The following is a 22,980-nucleotide window of genomic DNA, read 5'->3' as shown; positions in this document are numbered from 1 at the left end:
TCAGGCCTCGACGTGCTTGAAGCCGACGCCCAGGGGCAGGCCCACATTGTCCGTCAGCCGCACTCCCCCGAGGTCCACGGCGGCAAGCAGGCGCGCGTCGCCCTCCACGGGCGCCTCGCGCATGGCCAGATCGCGCAGCTCCAGGTACGCAGGCTCGACCCCGGCGGCCTTCAATACACCACGCGCGGTCTCCAGGACCTTGGCCTTGCCGTGCTCAGCGGCGTGCGCCCCGGCCGTCAGGGCTGCGGAGAGGGCGAGCGCGGCGTCACGCTTATCGACGGCTACGCGTGCGTTCCTGTTCGACAGCGCTAACCCGTCCGGGGTGCGCACCGTGGGCACGCTGTGGAGCTTGCACTCCATGCGCAGGCCGGACACCGCAAACTGGGTGGCAACCAGCACCTCGAAGTCCTTCTCCCCCAGCACGACGTCCGTGGCGTGCGTGGCGTTGATGGCCGCGAGGATGCGGGCGACCTCCCGCTGGGTGGTCTCCGGGTCTTCCAGCGGCTCCACGCCGGAATCCACGCGCACTTTAGTGGCGAGCGTGCCGTGGAACACGACGTCCACGTGCTCCTTGGCAAACACCTCCGGCACCTCGTCTCCCGAGTACGTCACCACTACGTACGAGCCGAGCAGCGACTTCGCCGCGCGGATGAGCTCCACGTGCCCGCCGTGGATCTCGGTACCGAGCGGCACCACCACGACCGACTTGCCGATCTTGCGGAACGCTCTGCCGTAGGTGGCCAACAGATTCTCGTCGGTGACAACCACCGCCTGGCCGGGTTCGAACGCCATTTATCCTCCTTCGTACTTCTGCATCACCCAAAGCTCGGTGTCCGTGTCCTGCTCCAGCTCGCCGCGCCTGCGCGCCAACTCCACGAACAAGCGCCGAGTACCCGCGTCGGGCAGGGCTCGCACGAGCCTTTCCAACTCCGCCGGGGTATGCGCGCCCCGCTGCGCCGGCGGGGCGGCGAGAAACTGCTGCGCAACCGACTCAAACCCCGGCACCGCCTGGGTGAGCAGCTCCAAGACGTCGTCGCGCACGACAGACTCCATCGCGCGCAGCTCTTGCGCTGCGGCGATGAGCGGGCGCGAAGCATCGTCGATACGCAAGCTCATACCGCCGATTTCCGCGATGAGCAGCCCCACCACCGTCTCGCCCAGCTCGTCGGCGGCGGAGGTCACCCACACGTTGTCGAAGATGTTGTGGGCGCACATGGTGATGGCGTGCGAGGTCTCCACGTCGTCGAGGAGCTGCTGGCCTTCCTCCAGCGCGGTGTGCAGGAACATCTGGCGCGGACGGGCGTGGTCAGCCACCCGCTCGCAGGCGGCGCGGATGTCGTCCGAAGGTCCGTCGAGAAGCACGAGGTCCACATGCGCAACCGCACCAGGGTCATCGTGGATGTCCAGCGGTCGGACGGTGTGGCCGGCGCGCTCGAAGCGCTCTGCAAGCAGCGTCGCGCCGAACACCGCGCCCACCAGCAGGCGAGGCGGCATCTACTTCCCCTGGCGCGCGAGGAGTTCCGCCACGGACAGGGCCTGATCCCCGCGCTCGTCGCGGCGGCGGCGGCCCGAGCGCTGCTCGGGGCGCGCCTCGGCTGCCGGCTCCGGCTCTGCCTTTATCTTCTCCGCCTTCTCTGCCTCACGCTCGCTGATCAGGTCGGACAGCGGGTTGCGCGCGGGGCGCGACGACGGCTGCGCGCCGATGCGGCCGGCGATGGCGTCCGAGCTTGGCGCGCCGGACGGGCGGACGCGGGAAATCACTGCGGTCTCGTCCGTGGACGGGCTAGGGCTCGCCTGCGGCTTCGGTTCTGGCTCCGGCTTGGGCTCCGGTTTCGGCTCCGGCGTCGGCGCCAGCTCGGTGATGCGCCGGGCGGAGGCGCGTACGGCGGCCGGCTCGTACTCGAAGACGCGGCCGTTGAGCTCCTCCAGCTGCTCGCGCAGCGCCTGGATCTGGTCCTGCAGCTCGCGCAGCGCCTCCACGTCCACCGGCTGGGTGGCGGGTTTGGCCGCCAGCTCCTCGCGGTGGCGCTCTTCCTGGTCCTGGATGCGCTGCTCGGCGGCGGCCGCCTCATTCGCCGCCGCGTCGCGGTCCCGGCGCGCCTTCGCGCTGACCAGGATGCCGGCCGCGCCAGCCCACAGCGCGAAGATCAGCGCGACCTTGAGCGCGTTGGCGGAGTTGGTGAACAGCATGACCACGGTGCCGATGACTGCGACCGCAAACGGCACGATGACCCACAGGTTCGCGCGGTCTGGGGACGCATTCTGGGCACTCATGCCCACCACTCTAGCCAACGCCTTGCCCCTCGTTGGGCGGCGACACCTCGCACATTTTCTCCAGCCAGATCCCGGCGGCGCACAGCGCGATGCCGCCGAGGGTGCCGGCCACAAGCGGCGGGACGTCTCCGGGCGCGGCGGCAAGCACGCCGAGCTTGGGCACGACGTAGCTCAACGCGCCCGCATACACGCCGCCGAACACCGCACCCGCCCAGGCGCACGCCTTGCCAAAGACCATGAAATGCGCAGCCTGCACCGGGTGGAGCTGGCTGCGGTCCTGGCCGACCCTGCCCTCCTTGCGGCGCTTGCGTACCACAAGCGCGAGCCAGCCCGCGATCACGGCCATCACCCACAGCGACAGCGGCACGACCATGTCCACGGATTCCAGCAGCCCGTAGAACCGGCGCACCAGAATCACCGCGGCGGCCGCGCAGAACCCGGCGACGGCGATCAACCCCTCGTACGGCGTGCGCTTCACAGTTTGCGCACCCCTTGGTCGTCCAAGTTCGCAAGCAGCGCCGCCACCCGTACCCCGTTCAGCTCCGCGTCCGGGTCCATCTCCAACCAGGGCTGGAGCACGAACTGGCGCAGGTGCGCACGCGGGTGCGGCACGGTGAGGTCCGGGTCCTGGGAGGTGTAACCCTCGATCCAGACGATGTCCACGTCCAGGGTGCGCGGGCCCCAGCGTTCCTCGCGCACGCGGTTGGCCCGTTGCTCCAGGTCCTGGCACCGACCGAGGAGCTCGCGCGGGGTGTTGTCCACGTCCACCAGCAGGCTCTGGTTGAGAAAGTCCGGCTGATCCGTCTTGCCCCACGGAGCGGTGGCGTAGATTGAGCTGGCAGCGACGAGCTCGCCGGCGAACTCGTCCGCGACAGTGCGCAGGTGGGCGCGCGCGTCCCCCATGTTCGAGCCCGACGACAGCACGGCGCGCATGGCTACATCCGCTTTCTGGAGCGGCGGGCCACCACCGCGACGTCGTCGAACACGGCCGGGATCGGCGCGTGCGGCTTGTGCAGGGTGACCTCGATGGCGTGCAGCAGGCCGTACTCGCGCATGGCGGTCTCGGCGATCTCCACCACCACCGTCTCTACGAGCTGCCGGGGCGTGCCGCGGGCGATGCGCAGCGCGGTTTCCGTAAGCTCGGCGTAGTTGACGGTCTGCGTGAGGTCGTCCTCGCGCGCCGCGCCCGCGAAGTCCAGCCAGCAGGTGATGTCCAGGGAGAACGCCTGCCCGTACTGCGTTTCGTGCGCGAGCACCCCGTGGTTGGCGTGAAACTGTAATCCTTTGAGCTCAATCCGGTCAGCCATTGGTCCACCTCCGTGCAACATCTACCGCGTCGCGCGACACGGCCACTTCGTGCACCCGCACGCACCACGCGCCAGCGTGGGCCGCCAGCGCGGTCACTGCCGCGGTGGCGGGGTCGGCGTCGATGGGCGAGTGCTCCAGTCCCCGATCCGCCCGAATTTCCATGAGGAAACGCTTCCGCGACGCGCCGACCAGGACGGGAAACTCCCCCGCGACGAACTCCGGCAGGGCGTGAAGCAGCGCCCAGTTGTCCTCAGGGGTTTTAGCAAAGCCGAGGCCGGGGTCGAGCGTGATCTGCCCTGGGTCCACCCCTGCGGCAGTCGCCTTCTCGACGAGCTCCGCCAGCACCTCGCGCACATCCTTCACCACGTCGCCGCCGTGATCCGCCGCGCCGGACGCGTTGACGAAGGCGTCAGCGCGCCAGTGCATGAGGCACACCGGCAGCCCAGTCTGCGCCATCACGCGGTACATGCCCGGATCCGCCAGGCCGCCGGAGACGTCGTTGATCATGTCCACGCCCTCTTCCGCCGCGGCCAGGGCTGTGGAGGCGCGCATGGTGTCCACGGAGGTGCGGATGCCGTCGGCACGCAGCGCCCGGATGACGGGCCGGATGCGCTGCGCCTCCACCTCCGCCGGGACGCGCGTGGCGCCCGGGCGGGTGGATTCCGCGCCGACGTCGATGATGTCTGCGCCGAGGCGCACGAGCTCGTGGGCGTGCGCGATGGCGTCGTCCGCGGCGAGCCACTTGCCGCCGTCTGAAAACGAATCCTCGGTGACGTTGACAATGCCCATCACGCTGGTGCGCCCGGGCACGGTCAGTTCGGCGACGGTGGTCATCGGCTACCCCCTGATCAGGCTGAGCACTTCCGCGCGGGAGGCGGCGTTGTTCTGGAAGCCGCCGCGCACCGCCGAGGTGGTCGTGGTCGCGCCCGGCTTACGGATGCCACGCATGGCCATGCACAGGTGCTCGCATTCGATGACGACGATCACCGCGGACGCATCCAGCTTCTCGACGATGGCGTCCGCGATCTGCGCGGTCAACCGCTCCTGCACCTGCGGGCGCTTGGCGTACATGTCGGCGAGGCGCGCCAGCTTGGACAGCCCCGTGACTTTGCCGTCCGCACCCGGGATGTAGCCGATGTGGGCCACCCCGTAGAACGGCACCAGGTGGTGCTCGCAGGTGGAGTAGATGGGGATGTCGCGCACGAGCACGAGCTCGCGGTGGTTTTCGGAGAAGGACTTTTCCAGGTGGATCTTCGGGTCCTCGCGCAGGCCGGCGAAGACCTCCTCGTAGGCGCGCGCGACACGCGCCGGCGTTTCGGCGAGCCCTTCGCGGTCCGGGTCCTCCCCCACCGCGATAAGCAGCTCGCGCACCGCGGCCTCGGCGCGCTCCCGGTCAAAGCTGTCAGCGTTCGGGTTAGTCATCGTCCCTCCTGTGCCTTGGCTCGCGCTCTTGGCGCGGCAGCTGGGTGGTTTCCGCATCGGGCGTCGTTTCCGGCTCAGGCCCGCGCGGCGCGTGGTCCGGCCGCTCGTTTTCCGGCAGGCGGAAGCCGATCTCTTCGGTCTCGCCCGCCGGGTAGTTCTGCGCCCCCGGGTGCGGCTGCTCTTGCTTCGGTGCGCCCTTGTACGTCCAGCCCTCCGGCGGCGTCGGGCCGCCGTACTGCGGGGCGTTGCCCTCGGGCTGCTCCCAGCGGGTGGAGCCCTTCTTCGCGGGGGTGTGCTGCTGGGCCTCGCGCTCCTTGCGTCGGCGCTCGCGGGTGGCCTTGGACGCCTCCAAGATGGAGAAGCGCTTCGGCGGATCCTCGCCGCGCTCTTTGGCAATCTCCACCGGCGTCTTCACCGGGTCGCGGTCCGCCTGGCGCCCGAAGCGGACGTCGTGGGCGGGCAGCGCCGGGCGGGTCGGCTCGACCGTGTCGAAGATGGCCTCCAAGTCGCCGCGGCGCAGCGTCTCTTTCTCCAGCAGCTTCGACGCGAGCGTGTCCAGCTCGTCGCGGTAGCGCTCGAGGGTGGCGTAGGCGACCTTGTGGGCTTCGTCGAGAAGCAGCTGCATCTCCTCGTCGATTTTGGCCGCCACCGCCGGCGAGTACTCCAGCGAGCCGCCGGCGCCGCGGCCGGAGAACGGATCGCCCTGCTCCTGGCCGTACTTCACGGCGCCGAGGGCCGAGGTCATGCCGTACTCCGTGACCATCGCGCGGGCGATCTTGGTGGCCTGCTCGATGTCGTTGGAGGCGCCGGTGGTCGGCGCGCCGAAGACCAGCTCCTCCGCCGAGCGCCCGCCCATGGCGAAGACCATGCGGGCGAACAGCTCGTCGCGGGTGTACATGCCCTTGTCGTCCTCGTCCGCGGTCATGGCGAAGCCGCCGGTGCGCCCGCGGGCGAGGATGGTCACCTTGTACACGCGCTCGATGTCCTTGAGCGCCCACGCGGCAAGCGTGTGGCCGCCCTCGTGGTAGGCGGTGACCTTCTTCTCGTGCTCCGAGATGACCTTGCTGGAGCGGCGCGGGCCGCCGATGACGCGGTCGGTCGCCTCCTCAAGCGCGTCGGCGGTGATCACGTTGCCGCCGATGCGTGCGGTGAGCAGCGCGGCCTCGTTGAGCACGTTGGCCAAATCCGCACCCGACATGCCGGCGGTGCGCTTAGCCAGGGCGTCGAGGGAGACATCCTCCGCCAACGGCTTGTCCTTGGCGTGGACCTTGAGAATTTGTGCTCGGCCGGCCAGATCCGGGTTGGTCACCGGGATCTGGCGGTCGAAGCGGCCCGGGCGCAGTAGCGCCGGGTCCAGGATGTCCGGGCGGTTCGTTGCTGCGATGAGGATGACGCCCTCGCGGCCGGAGAAGCCGTCCATCTCCACCAGCAGCTGGTTCAGGGTCTGCTCGCGCTCGTCGTGGCCGCCGCCCATGCCGGAGCCGCGCTGGCGGCCTACCGCGTCGATCTCGTCGACGAAGATGATGCACGGGCTGTTCTCGCGCGCCTGCTTGAACAGGTCGCGCACGCGCGAGGCGCCGACGCCGACGAACATTTCCACGAAGTCCGAGCCGGAGATGGTGTAGAACGGCACGCCGGCCTCACCCGCCACGGCGCGGGCGAGCAAGGTCTTACCGGTGCCGGGCGGGCCGTACAGCAGCACGCCGCGCGGGATCTTCGCGCCCAGCTTCTCGTACACGGTCGGGTCGGTGAGGAAGTCCACCACCTCGTGCAGCTCGTCCACGGCCTCGTCCGCACCAGCCACGTCCGCGAACGTGTTGGTGGGGTTGTCCTTGGTCAGCTGCTTGGCCTTGGAGCCGCCGATGCCGAACGGCCCGCCGCCGCCGGCCTGCAGGCGGTACATGAAGAAGAAGATCAGGCCGAAGACCAGGACCATCGGCAGCACGAAGCCCAGCATGGACATCAGGAAGGACTCCTGCGTCACATTCGTCTGGTACTTGTCCGCGCCCGAATCGCGCACAGCGGCGAAGATATCCGGGGTGGTGCGCGCGGGGTACTGGGCGGAGATGGCCTCCACGCCCTCGCGCTCGTTCACGGTGATCGGCTCGCGCAGGTCGATGCGCACGCGCTGCTCGCGGTCGTCGATCTGCACTTCTTCCGCGTTTTGGTTCTGCAGCTGCTCAATCGCCACAGAGGTGTCCACGCGCTGGTAGGCGCGGGAATCGTCCCCGATCAGCGTGAGCAGGTAGAGGACGATGAGCGCGATGGCGCCGATGACGCCCCACCGCAAGACCTTTGTATTTTTGCTCATAAACCCTTGTTCTAGTTAGCGTCTAGTCCGCCTCGGAGTACACGCGCGGGTGCAGCGTGCCCACGTACGGCAGGTCCCGGTAACGCTCCGCGTAGTCCAAGCCGTAGCCGATGACAAACTCGTTTGGAATGTCGAAGCCGATGTCCAGCAGGTCGATCTGCGCGGTCTGCACATCCGGCTTGCGCAGAAGAGTAACGACTTCGAGGCTCTTCGGGTTCCGGTTGCGCAGGTTGCGCAGCAGCCAGGACAGGGTCAGGCCCGAGTCGATGATGTCCTCCACCACGAGCACGTCGCGGCCCGCGATCTCCTTGTCCAAGTCCTTGAGGATGCGCACCACGCCGGAGCTGGTGGTGGAGTTGCCGTAGGAGGACACGGCCATGAACTCCATCTCCGACGGAATGGACAGCTTGCGCGCGAAGTCGGTGAGGAAGAACACCGCGCCCTTAAGCACGCACACCAAGATGAGGTCGTCGTCAGCGTCGCGGTACTTCTCCGAGACCATGTCCGCCAGCTCCTGGATGCGGTTTTGCAGCTCATCCTCCGAGATGAGGATGGCTTCCACGTCATCTCCGTAGCGGTGAGGCGGGACGTTGAAGTCCTTGGTGTCGTGCAACTCGGTCATGGGCTGGCCCTTCCCTCTCGCGGTCTCTCCGCGCCTATTGGCGTTCACGTGCGCGTAACTTCCTCATCTTGCCACCTGCCCGCGAGAAGGTACAACCACCTGCGGGGTTAGGGGAACCGCCAGTTCTCCAGGCGTAAACCTCTCACGCGCGAAAACTCACCCGTGTTCGCGGTCACCAGCACGCAATCCTGGGCGAGCGCCTGAGCGGCAATCCAGCGGTGGTTGACGCCGATCAGTTCGCCGCGCTGAGCCAGGTCTGCCGTGACTTCCGCGTAGCGCCGCGCGGTGTCACTATCGATCCCGCACCGGTCGAAGCCGTGTACTAGTCGATCTACCGTGTGGCGGGCCAAGCCGGGGTTCCGAGACCGCTCGGCACCGACATACAGCTCGCCGAGCACCACCGTGGAGATGGGGACATCGCCCGGGGCCACCGAAAGAAAGCGCTCGATCACGTGCACCTGTTCACCCCGCTCGATGTCGATCCAGACGTTGGTGTCCAGGAGATACATCAGCGAAGCCCCAGTTCGTCGTCGCTCAGCGAGGCATCGTCGGAGATGCCGCCGGGATCCGCCAGAATGCCCCCTTCAATCCCCTGGGCGGTCTGAAACGCCCGAAAACGGCGAACGACTTCGCCCATCGATTCCTCGACAGGACGCAGAAGCAGGCCTTCCGGAACCCGCTCCACAGTCACCTCGTCGGTATCCAGCCGGTAGTCCGCTGGGATGCGCACCGCCTGACTGTTGCCAGATTTGAACACCCGCGTCGTTGCTTTCTCCACCGCGCACCTCCTCATGGGTATATACGCGGAATATATACGGTGAGCTACCGTCCCACAAGGGCCAATCGACCGTCCTCACGCACCACCACGCGCCCGCCTGCAACGGCGACGGGTCCCTGCCCATGCCAATCCACGACCAAGGCCTCCACCGCGTCGAGCTGGTCGCCCTGCACCGGCACGCCCTCGCCCAAGAGCCATGCCGCTAATCGACGCCTCCGGACCGGCCCCGCATCCCGCGCAAGCTCCTCGCAGGAGGTGGTCGGCGAGATGTCAGCAAGCGACGCAATCAGCGCCTGATCCGCCGCGATCCGGCCGGCAGTGGCAGCCAAGGCGGGCACGGCGTCGCCGCCGAGCAGCTCGCTGAGCAAGGGCACCACCTGCGTGCGCACCGCCACGCGACGGAAGGCGGGGTCGGCGTTCATTGGGTCGTGCCAGGGTGTTAGCCCCAGCTCCTCGCACGCGCCCACGGTGTCCGCGCGGCGGACCCCCAAGAACGGCCGGACCACGCGGCCGTTGCGCGGCGCCATGCCGGACGGGTTGCCGCGCAGCGCGCCGAGGATGAGCGTCTCCGCCTGGTCGTCGGCGGTGTGGGCGACCCACACGTCGCGCCCATACGCGAGCAGCGCCTCGTACCTGGCGCTGCGCGCTGCGGCCTCCACGTTGCCCTCCCCGACCTCGACGCGGACCACCTCCGCCGCCAGGCCGAACCCCCGTGCCGTACCCGCCGCCCGCTCGGCCACGTTCGCCGAGCCGTCCTGTAGCCCGTGGTCCACAACCACGCACGTCACGTCATTGCCTTCCGCGGCGGCAGCGGCGGTCAACGCGAGGGAGTCGGGCCCACCGGACAGGCCGATCACCGCCGGGCCGTCGAAGGGCCGAACGGCGCGCCGGCACGCGAGGAAGTGTGGCGAGCGGCGCGGCCAGAACGGTTGCATTAGAACTGCCGCAGGGCGGAGGTGAACTCGTCCATCGCCCGGCGCGCGTCGAGCACGTCGGCGTCGTTGCAGATCAGCGCGAACGTGTAGATGTTCCCGTTCACGCTGGTCACCGTGCCGGCGAGCGACGCCGTGCCGTCCAGCGTGCCCGTCTTCGCCCGCACCCAGCCGCGCCCGGGCAGGTCGCCGTAACGGTCCTCGAGCGTGCCGTCGCCGGATGCGACCGGCAGGGTGGAGAAGATCGGTCGCAGTTCGGGTTTGGTGGCGGCGTCGGCGAGGATGGCGTCGAGAAGCTTGGGCGCGATGCGGTCCTCGGTGGACAGGCCCGAGTTGTCCCGCAGCACCACGCCGGCGGTGTTGAAACCGCGCTCCTCCAGCACCGACAGCGTTGCGCCCGGCGCGTCCATCGTCCCGCGGGCGAGCGCCACCTCGCGGCCGATGGCCTCGGCGTAGACGTTGTCGGAGTGCTTCATCATCAGCTCCAGTCGCTCCACCAGGGTCGGCGACTCCACCGCGGCGACAACGTCCCCCTCCGCGGGGCCAACGCCGACGGTCTGCGCGCCCACGCGGTCCGCCAGCGCCTGCGCGACGTCCAGCGCTGGGGTGTGGGATCGCGGCACGTCGCCGGTGGTCTCCCCGTCCAGGCGGCCGCCGGAGAGCATCGCGGGCTGCATGGGCGCGACGTACCCGCCGTCGATGTCCAGCGGGTTCCAGCCGGGCAGCATCTCCGCCATGCCGTCCCAGACAGAGGTGTCGATGTAGACGGCGTCCGCGTGCCCGATCTGCTCCGCGAGCGCGTCCAGCGCCTGCGCGTCCAGCCACACGTCTCCGGCCGCCTTGATGGTCACCGCCGCCGGGTCCGCGCCCCGCACGACCTCGGTGGTGATGCGGTCCTGCGCGCCCAGGCTCAACAGGGCCGCCGAGGCGGTGAGCACCTTCGTCACACTTGCGGGCCGCAGCGCCTCCTCCGAGGCCCGGTCGAACACCGCTGCACCGCTGCCTATCGACGTCACGCGACCGTGGAACACGCCCAGATCAGGATTCTCAGCGAGGGTGGCCAGGGTGGTGGTGAGCGAAGCGTCGTCGATAGGCGAAGGCGTCACCGGGACCATCGCCTCCGGCGCGGACTGCAGCTGGTACGGCGGGGTGTGCGTGAGCTGGGAGAGCTCCTCGTGCGCCGCGATGCCGAAGCCCGCCACCGCGCCGACCGCGGCGAGCGCGAGGCCGCCCGCAACCCATGTCCATACCTTCATCGGCCAAAATGCTAGCCCACGTATGATGTTTGGCGGACATTCACCGAACTCAGGCACTGAACAAAGGAGAAGCAATGGCTATCGAGGTCATCATCGAGATCCCCAAGGGCTCCCGCAACAAGTACGAGGTCGACCACGAGACCGGCAAGGTTTTCCTGGACCGCTACCTGTTCACCCCGATGGCGTACCCGGCGGACTACGGCTTCATTGACAACACCCTCGCCGACGACGGCGACCCGCTGGACGCCCTGGTCATCTGCCCGGAGCCCGTCTTCCCCGGCGTGACCGTGATCGCGCGCCCGATCGGCGTGTTCAAGATGACCGACGAGGCCGGCGGCGACGACAAGCTGCTCTGCGTCATCGACGACGTGCGTTACGAGAACTACCAGGACATCTCCGACGTCTCCGACTTCATGAAAGACGAGATCGAGCACTTCTTCGTGCACTACAAGGACCTCGAGCCCAACAAGGAAGTCACCGGCTCCGGCTGGGGCGACAAGGCCGAGGCCGAGTCGATCCTGCAGGCCGCGCTCGACGAGTTCAAGCGCGTGGGCGACAACTCCCGCGAGAACCTCGAGGCCGAGAAGGAAGCCAAGACCGAGAACTAAGCTCTCGCCTATCGACGGCTAACGCCGGGCCCGCGCACTGTCGCTGGCCCGGCGTTTTCGTGTTCCCGCGCGGTTAGATCAGGCGGCGGCGCGCGAAGGCGAAGAAGGCGGCGCCGAGCGCGGATGCCAGCAGCAGCGCGAACACTGCACGGACCAGGGTGTTGGAGCCGGTCTCCGCCTCCAGGCCGCGGGTGGTCGCAGCGTATTGGGTCTCGGCCGGCGCCTCAGCGGGTGCTTCGGCTTCAGCGTCGGCTTCGGCTTCTGCTTCGCCCGCCGCACGCGCCGCCTCGAGCCCCTGGCGGCCGATCTCGCCCGCGTTCGCGCTGATCAGAGCCTCGGATGCGGCGACCTCCTCCGGCGTGGCATCGGCGTCGACGCGCTCGATGTCGGTGACGAAGGTGTGGCCGTCCTTGTTCAGGTAGTAGGTGGTGCCGTCCAGCGTCAGCACAGGCGGGAACTCGACCAGGCCGCTCGCCACCGGCGCATCTCCGGTCGATTCGACGTCTCCGACGCCGAGCGCGTCTTCCGCGACCGGATCAGCGGCCGGGGTCTGTGCCACCTCGTGGGCCGGCAGGTCTTGCGCGGTGGCGTTCACTGCAGGGACGGCAAGGATGGCTGCGGCGACGGTCGCGGCTCGAAGTGTGCGGTTCATGGTTGTCTCCTCTGGGGCGTGGGGCGGGAAGTCTCAACGCTTGGTTGAGAGTCTAGCCCTACTTTTACCGGTTTTCACACAAGTCACTGCAGTTTCTGCCACCTGCCGAGGTGTGCGAAGCCGGCAGACCGCGTATTATCGCCGCGAACTGCCACATCGCTCTCAGCTGACCTCAAGGAGAACAACACCGATGGCCAAGTACAAGAGGCTCGCTGCAGTCGTCGCCGCTGCAGCAGCCCTCTTCACAGCAAACACCGCCGCCCATGCCGCGGTGCCGGGAAACACCGTGCTCACAGGCGACAGCATAGTGGCTAACCCCACCGTGATCGATTATGCGCGGAACAAGGCGAACCTGATGGCAAACACCGGGGTCGGGTGCGTCACCGACGGCTCCATCGCCCACGAGATCACCAGGGCCTCCGGCGCGCACGTCGACCAATACCAGTGCGCCGGGGCCTCCTTCGCCACCGGCGGCTACCACATTGACAACTCCCTGCGCACCGCGGCGCGACGCGGCGACCTCAACCCGCAAACCAAGAACGTGGTCATCGTCGCCGGCGCGAACGACACGTACCCATACCAGTCCGACATCCAGGGCTCAGAGCGGGCACTGCGAAACGGGCTGAGCAGCGCCATCAACGTCGCCCGCTACTACGCGCCCGGCGCGAAGATCACCGTTGTCGGCTACCCCCGCGTCACCGTGAACAACAACACGTGCCTGACCTCGTCGATTATCCCCCTGCCCATTAGCCAGGTGCCCGCAACGGAGAACCGCCTGCAGAACACCCTGCGCGAGGTCGCCCAGGCCAACGGCGCCACGTTCCTCGACGCCTGGCCCATCTCCACCGGCCACAGCACCTGCTCCCCCGACCGCTGGTGGGTGAACTTGGTGGACCCGGTTCCGCCCGCCCCGGGCAACCTGCCACTGCACCTCAACGCCAATGGCACGCACGCCTACGGCCAGCTCATCGGCCGCAACATCGCCCGTTAGCCTCACCGCGGCCGGAACGCCGCGTCCACCTCAGCGCCGGTGACCGTCCCGGCGAGCTGCCACCCCACCACCGCGTTGCGCACGCTGTCCGCCAGCGGGTTCGCTGGCTGGATGCATGAGATGGTGAGCAGCCGCCCCGGCATCGGCCCAGTACCCCAGATCTCGGGATCGGCCGCCAGCGCGCCCTTGTCCGGCTCGTGCAGATCCGTCGCGGTGTACTTCAACCAGTCGTCGCCGGAGGCCTCGGTGCGCATGAACAACGTGTCGCCCGGGGCGACGTTGTGGTGCTGCGCTTTGCCGTCGTAAAGCTGGTTAAACACCGCGCTCACGCCGGCGCCGGTGTGGCCCGCGACCACCACGATGTCCTGCGCGTCCGTGCCCGGCAGCGCGTACGGGTACTGCGGCCCCGTCAGCGCGCACGCTTTGTCCAGCGTCTTCGGGTTGATCGCCCCGTCCTGCACGCGGCAGTCACCCGGCTCGAACTGCGCGCGCAGCCCCAGCACCGGCACGACCATCTCCACCGGCCTGCTTTGCGCAATTGAGGCCGCTGCCTGATGACGCGGCTCCGCGGGTTGCGCGGGTTGGTCCGAAGGGGCGTCATGAAGCAGGTCCCTCGCGCCCACGACAATGACCAGCAGCAGGATCAGCAATGCTGCGGCGCGGCGGAGGTGGTACTTCACGGCGGTTATCATACGAACCATGAAAGAAGTTTCTGTCACCGAAGTCCCCGCAGGCGCGCAGCTCATCGACGTCCGCGAGCCCGACGAGTACGCCGCCGTCCGCGCAGAGGGCGCCGTGAACATCCCCCTGTCCGAGTTCGTCGCCCGCGCAGACGAAATCGACCCCGAGCAGGACATCTACCTGATCTGCAAGTCCGGCGGACGCAGCGCCCAGGCAGCCCAGTACCTGGAGCAGGCGCGCGGCTGGGACGGCGTACACAACGTCACCGGCGGCACCACCGCCTGGGTGGAACAAGGCCTGCCCCACCAAAGTTAGGAAGCGCCAATTGTTGGGCGTGGGCAGGTAGTTAAGATGGACGGCATGTCGACGCTCCCCGAACTGCCGTCCACCCTGGCCAAGTCCCCCCACTTCCAGGTGGAACGCGTGCGCAGGCACACCAAAGACGAGGTGGAGCGCGCCCTGGCCACCCACGACTCCACCATGCGCGAGTACTGGATCCTCGCCTGCGTGGACGGCCAGCCAATGAGCCAGCGCCAGCTTTCCGAGCTCCTAGGCATCGACGCCTCCGACATGGTCCGGCTCATCGACTCACTGGAGACCAGCAAATGGGTCACCCGCGAGCGCGACCCGAAAGACCGGCGCCGCCAGATCGTCGCCGCCACGAAGAAGGGGACGAAGGCGCTGGCGCGCCTGGCCGCCGACGTAGCCGAGGCAGAGGACCGCGCGCTCGAGGCATCCTCCTCCAAGCAGCTGAAGAGCCTGCGCAAACTGTCCCAAGCGCTGGAGGCGGAGGAGTAGCGGCTCGGGGTCGGGTCGGTGTGTTCCGCCCCGGTGCCCGCCCCGTTCCCGCGGATCCAGCTGGTAGGAGCCAGCTATTCCGCCTCCAGAGCCGATTAGCTGGGTCCTTGTAGCTGGATCCGCGGCGGGAGGACCCGACCCGGCGCACCCCGGCGCTACGGCCGGTACGGCGTGGCTGGCACGGTGACGGGCCCGCGGGCGTCGGCACGCGCCTTCGCGTCGAACACGCGCCGGATGCAACCGGCCTCGTCGCGCAGGATCTCGGCGGGAAAGAGGTGCAGCACCTCGTAGCCCTGCTCCTTCAGCCAGTTATCGCGCGTGGTCATGCGGATGACCTCGGCGTGGGGCATGTCGTCGAATTTGATGTAGCCGTCGATTTCGATGATGAGGTTGCCCCACAGCAGGTCAACCCGGTACCGCCTGCCCACCCACATCTGCTCCTTGGCCTGGATGCCGTGCTCGAGGAGGATGACGCGGAAGAGCGACTCAAACGCGGACTCCGAGACCGTCGAGCTGAGTTCAAACGCCCGGCGCGCCAGGCCCACGCCCTTCTTGCCGGCTAGCCGTCCCATGGTGGAGGCCAGCGCGGCCCGGGTCGTTTCCTGTCCGATCGGCGTCTGCTCGCGGTAGAGGCTGTCCATGGCTACGACGGCGTCGCGCACCCCGTGGAACCGGGCGATGTCGATGGCGGTGCGCGCGGGCGTGGTCAGCCGGATGCGTCCGCCGGCGCCCGCGGGGTCGAACGCGGTGTGCTCCCGGATGTCCATCTCCGGGATGGGGATGTTGCGGTACACCACCCCCTCCGGCCACTGGGTTTTCGACGGCGGGTGGCCGTTGCGCTGCGCTAGTCCGATAACCTCTGGGTCTTTGCCCAGCACCCAGAGCCCGAGCGCCCGCGCCGCGGATCTGCCCACCAGCACCGCCTTGTGCGCGCTGACCCCGGCCGCGTAACAGCGCAGGAATTCCTGCTCGTGGCGTTTCAGCCCTGCCCACTGCTCGGCGGGGACGAACTTGGTCGCGGAAAGTTGCACGCACGCGAGCCGTTCCACATCCCCGCGCGCCACCAGCAGCGCCGCTAGTCGTGCTTGATCCATGGTTTCCCCCCTGTGTCTGCGGCCTCCCCCGAGGCAGCGGTTCGAGGCTAACAGCCCGGGCGTGCGACCGCAGCGCTGCGGATCCAGCTAGTAAGAGCCAGCTATTCGGCCTCCAGAGCCGATTAGCTGGGCCCTGGTAGCTGGATCCGCAAAAGGAAAGGGCACAAGGTGGGCCAGCGCAAATAGTGGGGCTTTCCCACAATTTGCGGTTTTTCGGCACATCATTAGCCTTATCCGCATGTCTCAGCCCGGAGAAGACACCGCGAATCCGCTCCTGCGCAGCCACTTGGCCCCGCCGGAGCGGACGCTTATCGACGTCCTCACGGCCACCGCCGCCCAGCACCCCGATGCCGCCGCCATCGACGACGGCAACCGCGGCAGCGCCAACCCCGACGATGACGGCGTGCTCACCTACGCGGAGCTTGTGGAGGAGATCGAGCACCGCGCGGCTGAGATGCGTGCCAGGGGTGTGCGTGATGGGGGCCGGGTGGGGGTCAGGATGACGTCGGGAAGCAGGGAGCTCTACCTGGCCATTTTGTCCACCTTGCGCGCGGGCTGCGCGTACGTGCCGGTGGACGCGGACGACCCGGACGAGCGCGCGGAGACGGTCTTCGGCGAGGCGGACGTGGACGCGATCTTCACCGACGAGGGGCTGCGTGTGCTCAAACCCGCGGAGCCCACCCCGCTGGGCGAGGTCACCCCGGACCACGACTGCTGGATCATCTTCACCTCCGGCTCCACGGGCAAGCCGAAGGGCGTGGCCGTCACGCACCGCTCTGCAGCCGCGTTCGTGGACGCGGAGGCGCGCCTGTTTTGCCAGGACAACCCGCTGGGACCGGACGATAGGGTGCTGGCCGGCCTGTCGGTGGCCTTCGATGCCTCCTGCGAGGAAATGTGGCTGGCGTGGGGCCACGGCGCCTGCCTGGTGCCGGCCCCGCGCGCGCTGGTGCGTTCCGGGCAGGACTTGGGTCCGTGGTTGATCCGCCGCGACATCACGGTGGTGTCCACCGTGCCCACCTTGGCCGGGCTGTGGCCGAAGGAGGCGCTGGATAATATCCGCTTGCTCATCGTGGGCGGCGAGGCCTGCTCCCAGGAGTTGACCGACCGCCTGGCCGAGGGCCGCGAGATGTGGAACACCTACGGCCCCACCGAGGCGACCGTGGTGGCCAGCGCGAAGCGGCTGTACCCGGGTGAGCCGGTGACCATCGGTTGGCCGCTGGACGGCTGGGATCTCGCCATCGCAAGCGATGACGAGGAGGGCCAGGGAGAGCTGATCATCGGCGGCGTGGGCCTGGCCCGCTACCTGGACCCGGCCAAGGACGCGGAGAAGTACGCGCCAATGGGCGAGTGGGAGCGCGCCTACCGCACCGGCGACCACGTGAAGCTCACGGACCACGGCCTGGCGTTCATCGGCCGCGCCGACGACCAGGTGAAGATCGGCGGGCGCCGCATCGAGCTGGGCGAAGTGGAGGCCAACGTGGCCGCGCTCGCCGGCGTGTACAACTCGGCCGTGGCCGTGCAGGCGCTGCCCTCCGGCGACAAGGTGCTGGTGGGCTACGTCTCCCCCAACAAGGGCACCGACCTTGACGTGCTGCAAATGCGCGAGCGGCTGGCGGAGGTCATGCCGGCGGCGCTCGTGCCGCGCCTGCACGTGATGGAGGAGCTGCCCGTGCGTACCTCCGGCAAGGTGGACAAAAAGGCCCTGCCGTGGCCGCTGCCCGCGAGTGTGGACGCGGTGGGCCTCACCGAGACAGAGGCGTGGGTGGCGCAGCAGTGGGTGGAGGTGCTGGGCCTGGACGTGCCGGGCCGGGACGCGGACTTCTTCGAGCTCGGCGGCTCCTCGCTGGCCGCGGCCGCGCTGGTCACGCGCCTGCGCGATCGCGTGCCCACCTTCGCCGTGCGCGATCTCTACGACCACCCCAGGTTGGAAACGCTTGCCTCGCTTATCGACGAGCTAACGCTCGCCAGCCGCACCTCCCTACGCGAGCGCGCGGTGAAACCCGTCGGCGCGGGCACGCGCGTGGCGCAGACGGTGGCGCTGCTCCCGGTGATGACCCTCAAGGCTGCCACGGCGGTGACCTGGGTGGCCGTCGCGGCAAACCTGCTGGGGCTGACTGAGCTTCCCTGGGCGTGGCTCGCCGCCGCGTTTGTGGTCCTGTGCACCCCGCTCGGGCGCATCCCCGTCGGCGCGCTGGGAGCGCGTGTGATCCGCGGCCGGGTCACGCCCGGCGTGTACCCGCGCGGCGGGGTGCGGCACGTGCGCCTGTGGGCCGCCGAGCGCTGGCTGCACGCGTCCGGCGCGCTGAACATCTCCAGCGCGAACGCCGCCAAGGTCACCGGCCGGATGCTTGGCGCGAGCATCGGCAAGGGCGTGGACATGCACACCTTCGCCCCGGTCACGGGCCTGCTCACCGTCGGCGAGGGCGCGGCCATCGAGCCGGAGGTGGACCTGTCCGGCGTATGGCTCGACGGTGACGAGCTGCACGTGGGCGAGGTGTCGATCGGTGCGGAGGCCCGTGTCGGCGCGCGCTCCACGCTCATGCCGGGCACGGAGATCCGGCAGGGCGCGCACGTGGAGCCCGGCTCGACCGTCACCGGCGACAAGCCGGTGAAGAAGGGGTCGCGCTGGGCGGGTTCGCCCGCGCGGAAGGTGGGCCGCTCCAAGCACCGGTTCCCGGACGAGCGCCCGCCGCGCCGCACGTTGTGGGCGCTGGGCTACGGCCTGACGTCGCTGCTCCTGGCGCTGCTGCCGGCCGCCGCGGCCGTTGCCGGCGCCGCCGCGACGGTGGGCCTGGCGCGCCTCGCGGATACCGCGTCGGTGTGGGGGCTGCTGGTGTTCGCGCCGGTGGGCGGGCTTGTCTACTTCGGGCTCGGTTTGGGGTTGACGTGGGTAGCCGTGAGAGTGGCGTCGATAGGCATAAGGCCCGGCGTGTTCCCCGTGCGCAGCGTGCATGGCTGCGCGCTGTGGACGGTGACCAGGCTGATGGACGACGCCCGCACCCGCTACTTCCCCATCTACGCGGGCTTGGCCACGCCGGTGTGGCTGCGCTCCCTGGGCGCGACAATCGGCGAGCGCGCCGAGGTGTCCACCGCGGTGCTGGTGCCCAAACTGACGGAGGTGCGCAGCGGCGCGTTTCTGGCGGACGACACCATGGTGGGCACGTACGAGCTCGGCGACGGCTGGATCCGCACCGAGCGCACCGTGGTGGGCAAGCGCTCCTTCGTGGGCAACTCCGGCATGGTCGCGCCCGGCCGCAAGCTGGCGAAGCAGTCGCTGGTGGCGGTGCTCTCCGCCAGCCCGAAGAAGTCCAAGGCGGGGTCGAACTGGTGGGGCTCGCCGCCAGAGCGCATGCGCCGCGTGGAGGTGGAGGCAGCCGGCGAGGCGACGTACGCGCCGTCGCGCGCGCTCATGCGCAAGCGCGGTCTGGTGGAGACGCTGCGCCTGCTCGCGCCGATGGCGCAGGCGGTGCTGGCGGCCGTGTTCGCGGCGGCCGCAGTCACACTGCTGGAGCGCTTCGGTGTCTGGACGTACCTGCTCGGCGGGCTGGTGTGGATGGCCGTGGGCGCGCTGGCGGTTGGCAGCGCGGTGGTGGCGAAGTGGGTGCTGGTTGGGCGCCAAAAGGCGGGCGAGCACCCGCTGTACTCCTGGTACGTGTGGCTCAATGAACTGCAGGACCAGTTTGTGGAGGTCGTGGCCGCCCCCTGGTTCTTCAACCACGCCGCCGGCTCCGGGGAGATGAACCTGGCGCTGCGCGCGCTGGGGGTGCGCGTGGGCCGCGGCGCGTGGATCGAGTCCTACTGGTTCCCGGAGACCGACCTGTGCCAGGTGGGCCGCGGCGCGTCCGTCGGCCCGGGCACGGTGGTGCAGACGCACCTGTTTCAGGACCGCGTGATGTCCCTGGACACGGTGGCGATCCAGGACTCCGCGACGCTGGCGGCACATTCGGTGTCCCTGCCGGGCTCCGTCATCGGGCAAGGCGCCACCGTGGGCCCAGGCTCGCTGGTCATGCGCGGCGACGAGGTGCCCGCGATGACGGTGTGGCAAGGCAACCCGGTGGAGCCGCGGTAGCGGCCGGAACCTGGGATCAGGCTCGAAGAAATCTGGGAAATATGTAACGCCGTCTGCCGGTTCCCGATGTATTTGAGGATAGGCCGGGCCACAAGCCCGGCCTGCTGACATCTGGGAAACCGGCTTTTTTCAACGAGAAGGAGCGTGCATTTTGAAGCTTGCCAAGACCATTGCGCGGTGCGTTGCGGGCGCAGCCCTTGCGGCGGGCCTCGTCGCGGCACCGGCCGCGGACGCGGCGCCGAACCGCAACATTGTCACCCTGGGCGACTCCTACACCGCGAACCCCGACCAGGTGCGCAACGCGCTGCGGGACCTGAACTGGCAGCCCGTCCAGGATTACGTGAACAACTACCCCTCCAGGAACGGCTGCCTGCAGGCCCCGAACAACTGGCCCCGCCGCCTCGCCGCGATGGAGGGCGCCCCGCTGGCCGACTGGTCGTGCACTGCGCAGACCTCCCAGACCATGCTGCACCGCCTGGACAACGCCATCGCCAACGGCGACGTGCATCGCGGCACCCGCGCGGTGATCATCGCCGTGGGCATGAACGACTTCGGCCCGTTTGGCATCCAGCAGGGCTTCCAGCCGTGGAACCCGGGCAAGATGGCCTCGGACCTGTCCATGAACATCCGCATTGCCAAGGACAAGATCCGCTACCACGCGCCGCAGGCAAAGATCATCCTCTCCGGCATGATCGCGGTTGCAGACCCAGCCGCGCCCAACATGTTCTGCCCGGTGAACATCGTCCCGAACGCACCGGGCGGCTTCCCGCTGCCGCCGCTTGCCGCCGTCGAGGCCGCGAACGAGGCGAACCAGCGCGCCGCAGCCGCGGCCAACGGCATCCAGTTCGTGCCCATGCGCATGGAAACCCGCGGCAACACCACCTGCGCGCCCGACCAGGCCCGCTTTGTCAACGGCGGCATTGACACCACCGTCCCGGGCGGCGTGACCATGAGCCTCCACCCGTCGCACGCGGGCAACGAGTTCATCGCCCGCCGCCTCTCGCAGTCGGTCTAAAACTGCGGCAGCGGAACCGGGCTCAGCGCCCGGATCTGCTGGCCAAAGTGGGTGGCCACAAACGCGAAGGATCCGCCGAGCACGGCGAGGATCCCCAGCACCAGTGCCACCTTCTCCCCCGTCGAGGAGCCCGCGGCTGCCGGGGTGTTGTCCTCGGCGGGCTGCACCGGCGGCGCGGAGAGGCGGCGCTGCTTGGAAAAGTCCTGGTACTTAGTCATCTTCGCCTCGCCCTCGGGGTTGAGCAGGCTGTGGCCGTCTTTGAAGTCCCAGGCTTCGACGCGCACGCGGTCGTCGTAGATCTTCACGCGCAGGCCGGTCGCCGCCTGCCCGTCCACGATGTCCTCGTCATGGTCGCCGTCCGGCAGGTACTCGTTGAGGATCGCGCGGGTGTTCACCACCGGGAAGCCGATCGCACCTTGCGGGGTGCCGTCGTAGCGCCTAGTGCCCCACCAATTGTTCTGTCGCAGCGAGGAGTGGGAGTGGCTGGTGAAGGCGACCACGCCGTTGTACTTGGACAGCACGTCGGAGACGGCCTCTTCGTCTTCAAAGTCGTTTTGGTACCACGCGGAGTGCGACATGGACACCGTTCCCGGTAGCAGTGGGCGCGTGAACACGAGCGCGGTCACGCCCTGCGCGTCCCAGTGCGCCAGCCGCTCGTCCAACCACCGCAGCTGCTCCGTAGAAACGCGCTGGAAGGGCTCCTTGCCGTCGCGGTCGACATCGGAGTAGTACTCGGTGTTGATGGAGATCATCGGCGTGCCGTTGACCACCACCTCGTCCCACGGCTTTTCCTGACCGGAGTATTCGAGGAAACGGTTCAGGTGCACCTCGGACGTCTCGGGGCCATACATTTCGTGGTTGCCGATGGTCCACAGCTCCACACCCGAGCCGTGCATCACTTCCTCGCGCGCGGCGAGGAATGTGTCCCATTGCTCCTGGCCGCCGTTGTCCACCAAGTCGCCGTTGATTACCAGCGCGTTCGCCTTGTCGGGCATCGCGTTGAGGCGCCGGACGGCCAGCTTGTAATCCTCGGGGTCGTCCTACGTGTCGGAGATGACGTCGATGATCGCGCGCGGCTTCTCTCCTCCCCCCACCGGGGTTGCGCACCTCTTCGGAGCTTTCTAATTAGAGGTACGGACGGGCAGGATCCGACGGCCCCGCTCCGCAGCGCGAGCGCGCTGCCGCCTAATCGCCGATCTGGTCGCGGCCGCGCTTGACAATCAGCGGGTCCGGCTGGCCCACAACCTCGTGGTCCTTATTGGTGTACTCGAACTTGGACAGGATGTAGCGCATCGCGTTGAGGCGGGCGCGCTTCTTGTCGTTGGACTTGATGGTGATCCAGGGGGACTCGTCCGTGTCCGTGTAGCGGAACTGCTCCTCCTTGGCGCGGGTGTAGTCGTCCCACTTGTCCAAAGACGCCAGGTCCATCGGCGAGAGCTTCCACTGGCGCACCGGGTCCACCTGGCGGATGGCAAAGCGGGTGCGCTGCTCCTTCCGGGTCACGGAGAACCAGAACTTCGTCAGCGAGATACCGGAGCCCAGGATCATGTTCTCCAGCATGGGCACCTCGCGCAGGAACTCGGCGTGCTGGGACTCGGTGCAAAAGCCCATGACGCGCTCGACGCCGGAGCGGTTGTACCAGGAGCGGTCGAAGAAGACGATCTCGCCGCCCGACGGGAAGTGCTCAATGTAGCGCTGAAAGTACCAGGAGGTGGACTCGCGCGGCGACGGCTTCTCCAGCGCGACGGTGCGGGCACCGCGGGGGTTCAGGTGCTCGTTGAAGCGCTTGATGGTTCCGCCCTTGCCGGCGGCGTCGCGGCCCTCAAAGAGGATGATGTGGCGCTGGCCCGTGTCCTTGGTCCAGTTCTGCCACTTCAACAGCTCGATCTGCAGGGCGCGCTTTTCCTTCTCGTACTCGTCGCGGGACAGGCGCTCCTCGTACGGGTAGTTCTCCCGCCACGTCTGGATGGCGGTGCCGTCGGGCATAAGCAGGACCGGATCGTCCTCGTCGGTGTCGTCCACGACCCAACCTTCGGTCTCGGCGAGGTCGATCAGCGGCAGGTCGTCGTCTTTGATGTCAGCCATGGTGCACACTCTATTCTGGGCGGGGGAAGTACGCCGGGGAAGCTTTTCAGGGGGATAAGAAAAACCCCGCCGCTTAGCGACGGG

25 protein-coding genes are annotated in these 22,980 nt (G+C 68.5%); 6 read left to right on the top strand and 19 right to left on the bottom strand.

All coding sequences use genetic code 11. The annotated features are described in order from the left end of the window. From HF989_RS07295 to dacB, 14 genes are all read right to left on the bottom strand, one after another. Window positions 1-792 carry a pantoate--beta-alanine ligase gene (locus tag HF989_RS07295; protein WP_168685259.1) on the bottom strand — a complete coding sequence of 264 codons (792 nt, stop codon included), beginning with the start codon at window positions 790-792 and terminating at the stop codon, window positions 1-3. Beyond that, window positions 793-1,494 carry a 6PGD fold domain-containing protein gene (locus tag HF989_RS07290; RefSeq protein ID WP_168685257.1) on the bottom strand — a complete coding sequence of 234 codons (702 nt, stop codon included), beginning with the start codon at window positions 1,492-1,494 and terminating at the stop codon, window positions 793-795. Continuing rightward, complete coding sequence (locus HF989_RS07285; protein WP_168685255.1) at window positions 1,495-2,274, bottom strand: DUF6779 domain-containing protein; 780 nt, start codon at window positions 2,272-2,274, stop codon at window positions 1,495-1,497. 10 nt (window positions 2,275-2,284) lie between these two features. Then, window positions 2,285-2,752: a DUF3180 family protein gene (locus tag HF989_RS07280; RefSeq protein WP_168685253.1), complete on the bottom strand. Its 468-nt coding sequence runs from the start codon at window positions 2,750-2,752 to the stop codon at window positions 2,285-2,287. Then, the gene (gene folK, locus HF989_RS07275) at window positions 2,749-3,207 is read right to left on the bottom strand and encodes a 2-amino-4-hydroxy-6-hydroxymethyldihydropteridine diphosphokinase (RefSeq protein ID WP_168685251.1); all 459 of its coding nucleotides are present in this window, start codon (window positions 3,205-3,207) and stop codon (window positions 2,749-2,751) included. The genes HF989_RS07280 and folK overlap by 4 nt, the downstream gene beginning before the upstream one ends. A 2-nt stretch (window positions 3,208-3,209) precedes the next feature. Beyond that, window positions 3,210-3,581 carry a dihydroneopterin aldolase gene (gene folB, locus HF989_RS07270; protein WP_168685249.1) on the bottom strand — a complete coding sequence of 124 codons (372 nt, stop codon included), beginning with the start codon at window positions 3,579-3,581 and terminating at the stop codon, window positions 3,210-3,212. Further along, window positions 3,574-4,416: a dihydropteroate synthase gene (gene folP, locus HF989_RS07265; protein ID WP_168685247.1), complete on the bottom strand. Its 843-nt coding sequence runs from the start codon at window positions 4,414-4,416 to the stop codon at window positions 3,574-3,576. Before folP ends, folB begins: the two co-directional genes overlap by 8 nt. A gap of 3 nt (window positions 4,417-4,419) precedes the next feature. Next, a complete protein-coding gene (gene folE, locus HF989_RS07260; RefSeq protein WP_168685245.1) occupies window positions 4,420-5,004 on the bottom strand; it encodes a GTP cyclohydrolase I FolE in 585 nt (194 codons plus the stop codon). Further along, window positions 4,997-7,315 carry an ATP-dependent zinc metalloprotease FtsH gene (ftsH, locus tag HF989_RS07255; protein WP_168685243.1) on the bottom strand — a complete coding sequence of 773 codons (2,319 nt, stop codon included), beginning with the start codon at window positions 7,313-7,315 and terminating at the stop codon, window positions 4,997-4,999. The genes folE and ftsH overlap by 8 nt, the downstream gene beginning before the upstream one ends. Window positions 7,316-7,337: 22 nt before the next feature. After that, window positions 7,338-7,937 carry a hypoxanthine phosphoribosyltransferase gene (hpt, locus tag HF989_RS07250; RefSeq protein ID WP_168685241.1) on the bottom strand — a complete coding sequence of 200 codons (600 nt, stop codon included), beginning with the start codon at window positions 7,935-7,937 and terminating at the stop codon, window positions 7,338-7,340. Between the two features lie 107 nt (window positions 7,938-8,044). After that, window positions 8,045-8,446 carry a type II toxin-antitoxin system VapC family toxin gene (locus tag HF989_RS07245; protein WP_168685239.1) on the bottom strand — a complete coding sequence of 134 codons (402 nt, stop codon included), beginning with the start codon at window positions 8,444-8,446 and terminating at the stop codon, window positions 8,045-8,047. Then, on the bottom strand, window positions 8,446-8,715 hold the full coding sequence (locus tag HF989_RS07240; protein ID WP_210729086.1) for an antitoxin: 270 nt from the start codon (window positions 8,713-8,715) through the stop codon (window positions 8,446-8,448). The genes HF989_RS07245 and HF989_RS07240 overlap by 1 nt, the downstream gene beginning before the upstream one ends. Before the next feature lie 44 nt (window positions 8,716-8,759). Further along, the gene (tilS, locus tag HF989_RS07235) at window positions 8,760-9,650 is read right to left on the bottom strand and encodes a tRNA lysidine(34) synthetase TilS (protein ID WP_168685235.1); all 891 of its coding nucleotides are present in this window, start codon (window positions 9,648-9,650) and stop codon (window positions 8,760-8,762) included. Continuing rightward, a complete protein-coding gene (gene dacB / locus HF989_RS07230) occupies window positions 9,650-10,903 on the bottom strand; it encodes a D-alanyl-D-alanine carboxypeptidase/D-alanyl-D-alanine endopeptidase (protein ID WP_168685233.1) in 1,254 nt (417 codons plus the stop codon). Before dacB ends, tilS begins: the two co-directional genes overlap by 1 nt. 74 nt (window positions 10,904-10,977) lie before the next feature. Between dacB and HF989_RS07225 the strand changes: the two genes are divergently transcribed. Then, entirely contained in the window at window positions 10,978-11,511 is a 534-nt protein-coding gene (locus tag HF989_RS07225) for an inorganic diphosphatase (RefSeq protein ID WP_168685231.1), read from the top strand. Window positions 11,512-11,584: 73 nt separating this feature from the next. Here HF989_RS07225 and HF989_RS07220 read toward each other — a convergent pair whose 3' ends face one another. Beyond that, on the bottom strand, window positions 11,585-12,163 hold the full coding sequence (locus tag HF989_RS07220) for a hypothetical protein (RefSeq protein ID WP_168685229.1): 579 nt from the start codon (window positions 12,161-12,163) through the stop codon (window positions 11,585-11,587). 190 nt (window positions 12,164-12,353) lie between these two features. On the opposite strand from HF989_RS07220, the gene HF989_RS07215 reads away from it, so the two are divergent. Continuing rightward, entirely contained in the window at window positions 12,354-13,154 is an 801-nt protein-coding gene (locus HF989_RS07215) for a GDSL-type esterase/lipase family protein (RefSeq protein ID WP_168685227.1), read from the top strand. Between the two features lie 2 nt (window positions 13,155-13,156). Here HF989_RS07215 and HF989_RS07210 read toward each other — a convergent pair whose 3' ends face one another. Beyond that, the gene (locus HF989_RS07210) at window positions 13,157-13,834 is read right to left on the bottom strand and encodes a sortase family protein (protein ID WP_168685225.1); all 678 of its coding nucleotides are present in this window, start codon (window positions 13,832-13,834) and stop codon (window positions 13,157-13,159) included. A 19-nt stretch (window positions 13,835-13,853) separates the two neighbouring features. Here HF989_RS07210 and HF989_RS07205 point away from each other — a divergent pair, with 19 nt between their 5' ends. Together HF989_RS07205 and HF989_RS07200 are read left to right on the top strand one after the other, a co-directional pair. Further along, a complete protein-coding gene (locus HF989_RS07205; RefSeq protein WP_038613038.1) occupies window positions 13,854-14,150 on the top strand; it encodes a rhodanese-like domain-containing protein in 297 nt (98 codons plus the stop codon). Window positions 14,151-14,195: 45 nt separating this feature from the next. Next, complete coding sequence (locus HF989_RS07200) at window positions 14,196-14,633, top strand: MarR family winged helix-turn-helix transcriptional regulator (protein ID WP_168685223.1); 438 nt, start codon at window positions 14,196-14,198, stop codon at window positions 14,631-14,633. 155 nt (window positions 14,634-14,788) lie between these two features. Here the strand turns inward: HF989_RS07200 and HF989_RS07195 are convergent, their stop codons facing one another. Beyond that, window positions 14,789-15,727: an endonuclease domain-containing protein gene (locus HF989_RS07195; protein ID WP_168685221.1), complete on the bottom strand. Its 939-nt coding sequence runs from the start codon at window positions 15,725-15,727 to the stop codon at window positions 14,789-14,791. Window positions 15,728-15,965: 238 nt separating this feature from the next. On the opposite strand from HF989_RS07195, the gene HF989_RS07190 reads away from it, so the two are divergent. Continuing rightward, the gene (locus HF989_RS07190) at window positions 15,966-19,796 is read left to right on the top strand and encodes a Pls/PosA family non-ribosomal peptide synthetase (RefSeq protein WP_168685219.1); all 3,831 of its coding nucleotides are present in this window, start codon (window positions 15,966-15,968) and stop codon (window positions 19,794-19,796) included. A 151-nt stretch (window positions 19,797-19,947) separates the two neighbouring features. After that, the gene (locus tag HF989_RS07185) at window positions 19,948-20,811 is read left to right on the top strand and encodes a GDSL-type esterase/lipase family protein (RefSeq protein WP_168685217.1); all 864 of its coding nucleotides are present in this window, start codon (window positions 19,948-19,950) and stop codon (window positions 20,809-20,811) included. On the opposite strand, the gene HF989_RS07180 is transcribed toward HF989_RS07185, so the two are convergent. Further along, a complete protein-coding gene (locus tag HF989_RS07180; RefSeq protein ID WP_246233850.1) occupies window positions 20,808-21,806 on the bottom strand; it encodes a metallophosphoesterase family protein in 999 nt (332 codons plus the stop codon). The genes HF989_RS07185 and HF989_RS07180 overlap by 4 nt on opposite strands. 190 nt (window positions 21,807-21,996) lie before the next feature. After that, window positions 21,997-22,896 (bottom strand): polyphosphate kinase 2, encoded by a 900-nt coding sequence (ppk2, locus tag HF989_RS07175; RefSeq protein ID WP_168685215.1) that lies wholly within the window; start codon window positions 22,894-22,896, stop codon window positions 21,997-21,999. Between the last annotated feature and the right edge of the window lie 84 nt (window positions 22,897-22,980).

Origin of the sequence: Corynebacterium mucifaciens (assembly GCF_012396315.1) — a bacterium.
GTDB classification, from domain to species: domain Bacteria; phylum Actinomycetota; class Actinomycetes; order Mycobacteriales; family Mycobacteriaceae; genus Corynebacterium; species Corynebacterium mucifaciens.
This window is presented reverse-complemented; position numbering and strand designations above follow the sequence as displayed.

What these genes read in the sequence shown, in the direction of transcription:
- HF989_RS07295 (WP_168685259.1), bottom strand. Translation starts at nt 792, where the DNA reads ATGGCGTTCGAACCCGGCCAGGCGGTGGTTGTCACCGACGAGAATCTG.
- HF989_RS07220 (WP_168685229.1), bottom strand. Translation starts at nt 12,163, where the DNA reads ATGAACCGCACACTTCGAGCCGCGACCGTCGCCGCAGCCATCCTTGCC.
- folP (WP_168685247.1), bottom strand. Translation starts at nt 4,416, where the DNA reads ATGACCACCGTCGCCGAACTGACCGTGCCCGGGCGCACCAGCGTGATG.
- folE (WP_168685245.1), bottom strand. Translation starts at nt 5,004, where the DNA reads ATGACTAACCCGAACGCTGACAGCTTTGACCGGGAGCGCGCCGAGGCC.
- ftsH (WP_168685243.1), bottom strand. Translation starts at nt 7,315, where the DNA reads ATGAGCAAAAATACAAAGGTCTTGCGGTGGGGCGTCATCGGCGCCATC.
- HF989_RS07200 (WP_168685223.1), top strand. Translation starts at nt 14,196, where the DNA reads ATGTCGACGCTCCCCGAACTGCCGTCCACCCTGGCCAAGTCCCCCCAC.
- folK (WP_168685251.1), bottom strand. Translation starts at nt 3,207, where the DNA reads ATGCGCGCCGTGCTGTCGTCGGGCTCGAACATGGGGGACGCGCGCGCC.
- HF989_RS07205 (WP_038613038.1), top strand. Translation starts at nt 13,854, where the DNA reads ATGAAAGAAGTTTCTGTCACCGAAGTCCCCGCAGGCGCGCAGCTCATC.
- HF989_RS07285 (WP_168685255.1), bottom strand. Translation starts at nt 2,274, where the DNA reads ATGAGTGCCCAGAATGCGTCCCCAGACCGCGCGAACCTGTGGGTCATC.
- HF989_RS07215 (WP_168685227.1), top strand. Translation starts at nt 12,354, where the DNA reads ATGGCCAAGTACAAGAGGCTCGCTGCAGTCGTCGCCGCTGCAGCAGCC.
- ppk2 (WP_168685215.1), bottom strand. Translation starts at nt 22,896, where the DNA reads ATGGCTGACATCAAAGACGACGACCTGCCGCTGATCGACCTCGCCGAG.
- dacB (WP_168685233.1), bottom strand. Translation starts at nt 10,903, where the DNA reads ATGAAGGTATGGACATGGGTTGCGGGCGGCCTCGCGCTCGCCGCGGTC.
- HF989_RS07180 (WP_246233850.1), bottom strand. Translation starts at nt 21,806, where the DNA reads ATGCCCGACAAGGCGAACGCGCTGGTAATCAACGGCGACTTGGTGGAC.
- HF989_RS07290 (WP_168685257.1), bottom strand. Translation starts at nt 1,494, where the DNA reads ATGCCGCCTCGCCTGCTGGTGGGCGCGGTGTTCGGCGCGACGCTGCTT.
- HF989_RS07225 (WP_168685231.1), top strand. Translation starts at nt 10,978, where the DNA reads ATGGCTATCGAGGTCATCATCGAGATCCCCAAGGGCTCCCGCAACAAG.
- HF989_RS07195 (WP_168685221.1), bottom strand. Translation starts at nt 15,727, where the DNA reads ATGGATCAAGCACGACTAGCGGCGCTGCTGGTGGCGCGCGGGGATGTG.
- HF989_RS07245 (WP_168685239.1), bottom strand. Translation starts at nt 8,446, where the DNA reads ATGTATCTCCTGGACACCAACGTCTGGATCGACATCGAGCGGGGTGAA.
- folB (WP_168685249.1), bottom strand. Translation starts at nt 3,581, where the DNA reads ATGGCTGACCGGATTGAGCTCAAAGGATTACAGTTTCACGCCAACCAC.
- HF989_RS07190 (WP_168685219.1), top strand. Translation starts at nt 15,966, where the DNA reads ATGTCTCAGCCCGGAGAAGACACCGCGAATCCGCTCCTGCGCAGCCAC.
- tilS (WP_168685235.1), bottom strand. Translation starts at nt 9,650, where the DNA reads ATGCAACCGTTCTGGCCGCGCCGCTCGCCACACTTCCTCGCGTGCCGG.
- hpt (WP_168685241.1), bottom strand. Translation starts at nt 7,937, where the DNA reads ATGACCGAGTTGCACGACACCAAGGACTTCAACGTCCCGCCTCACCGC.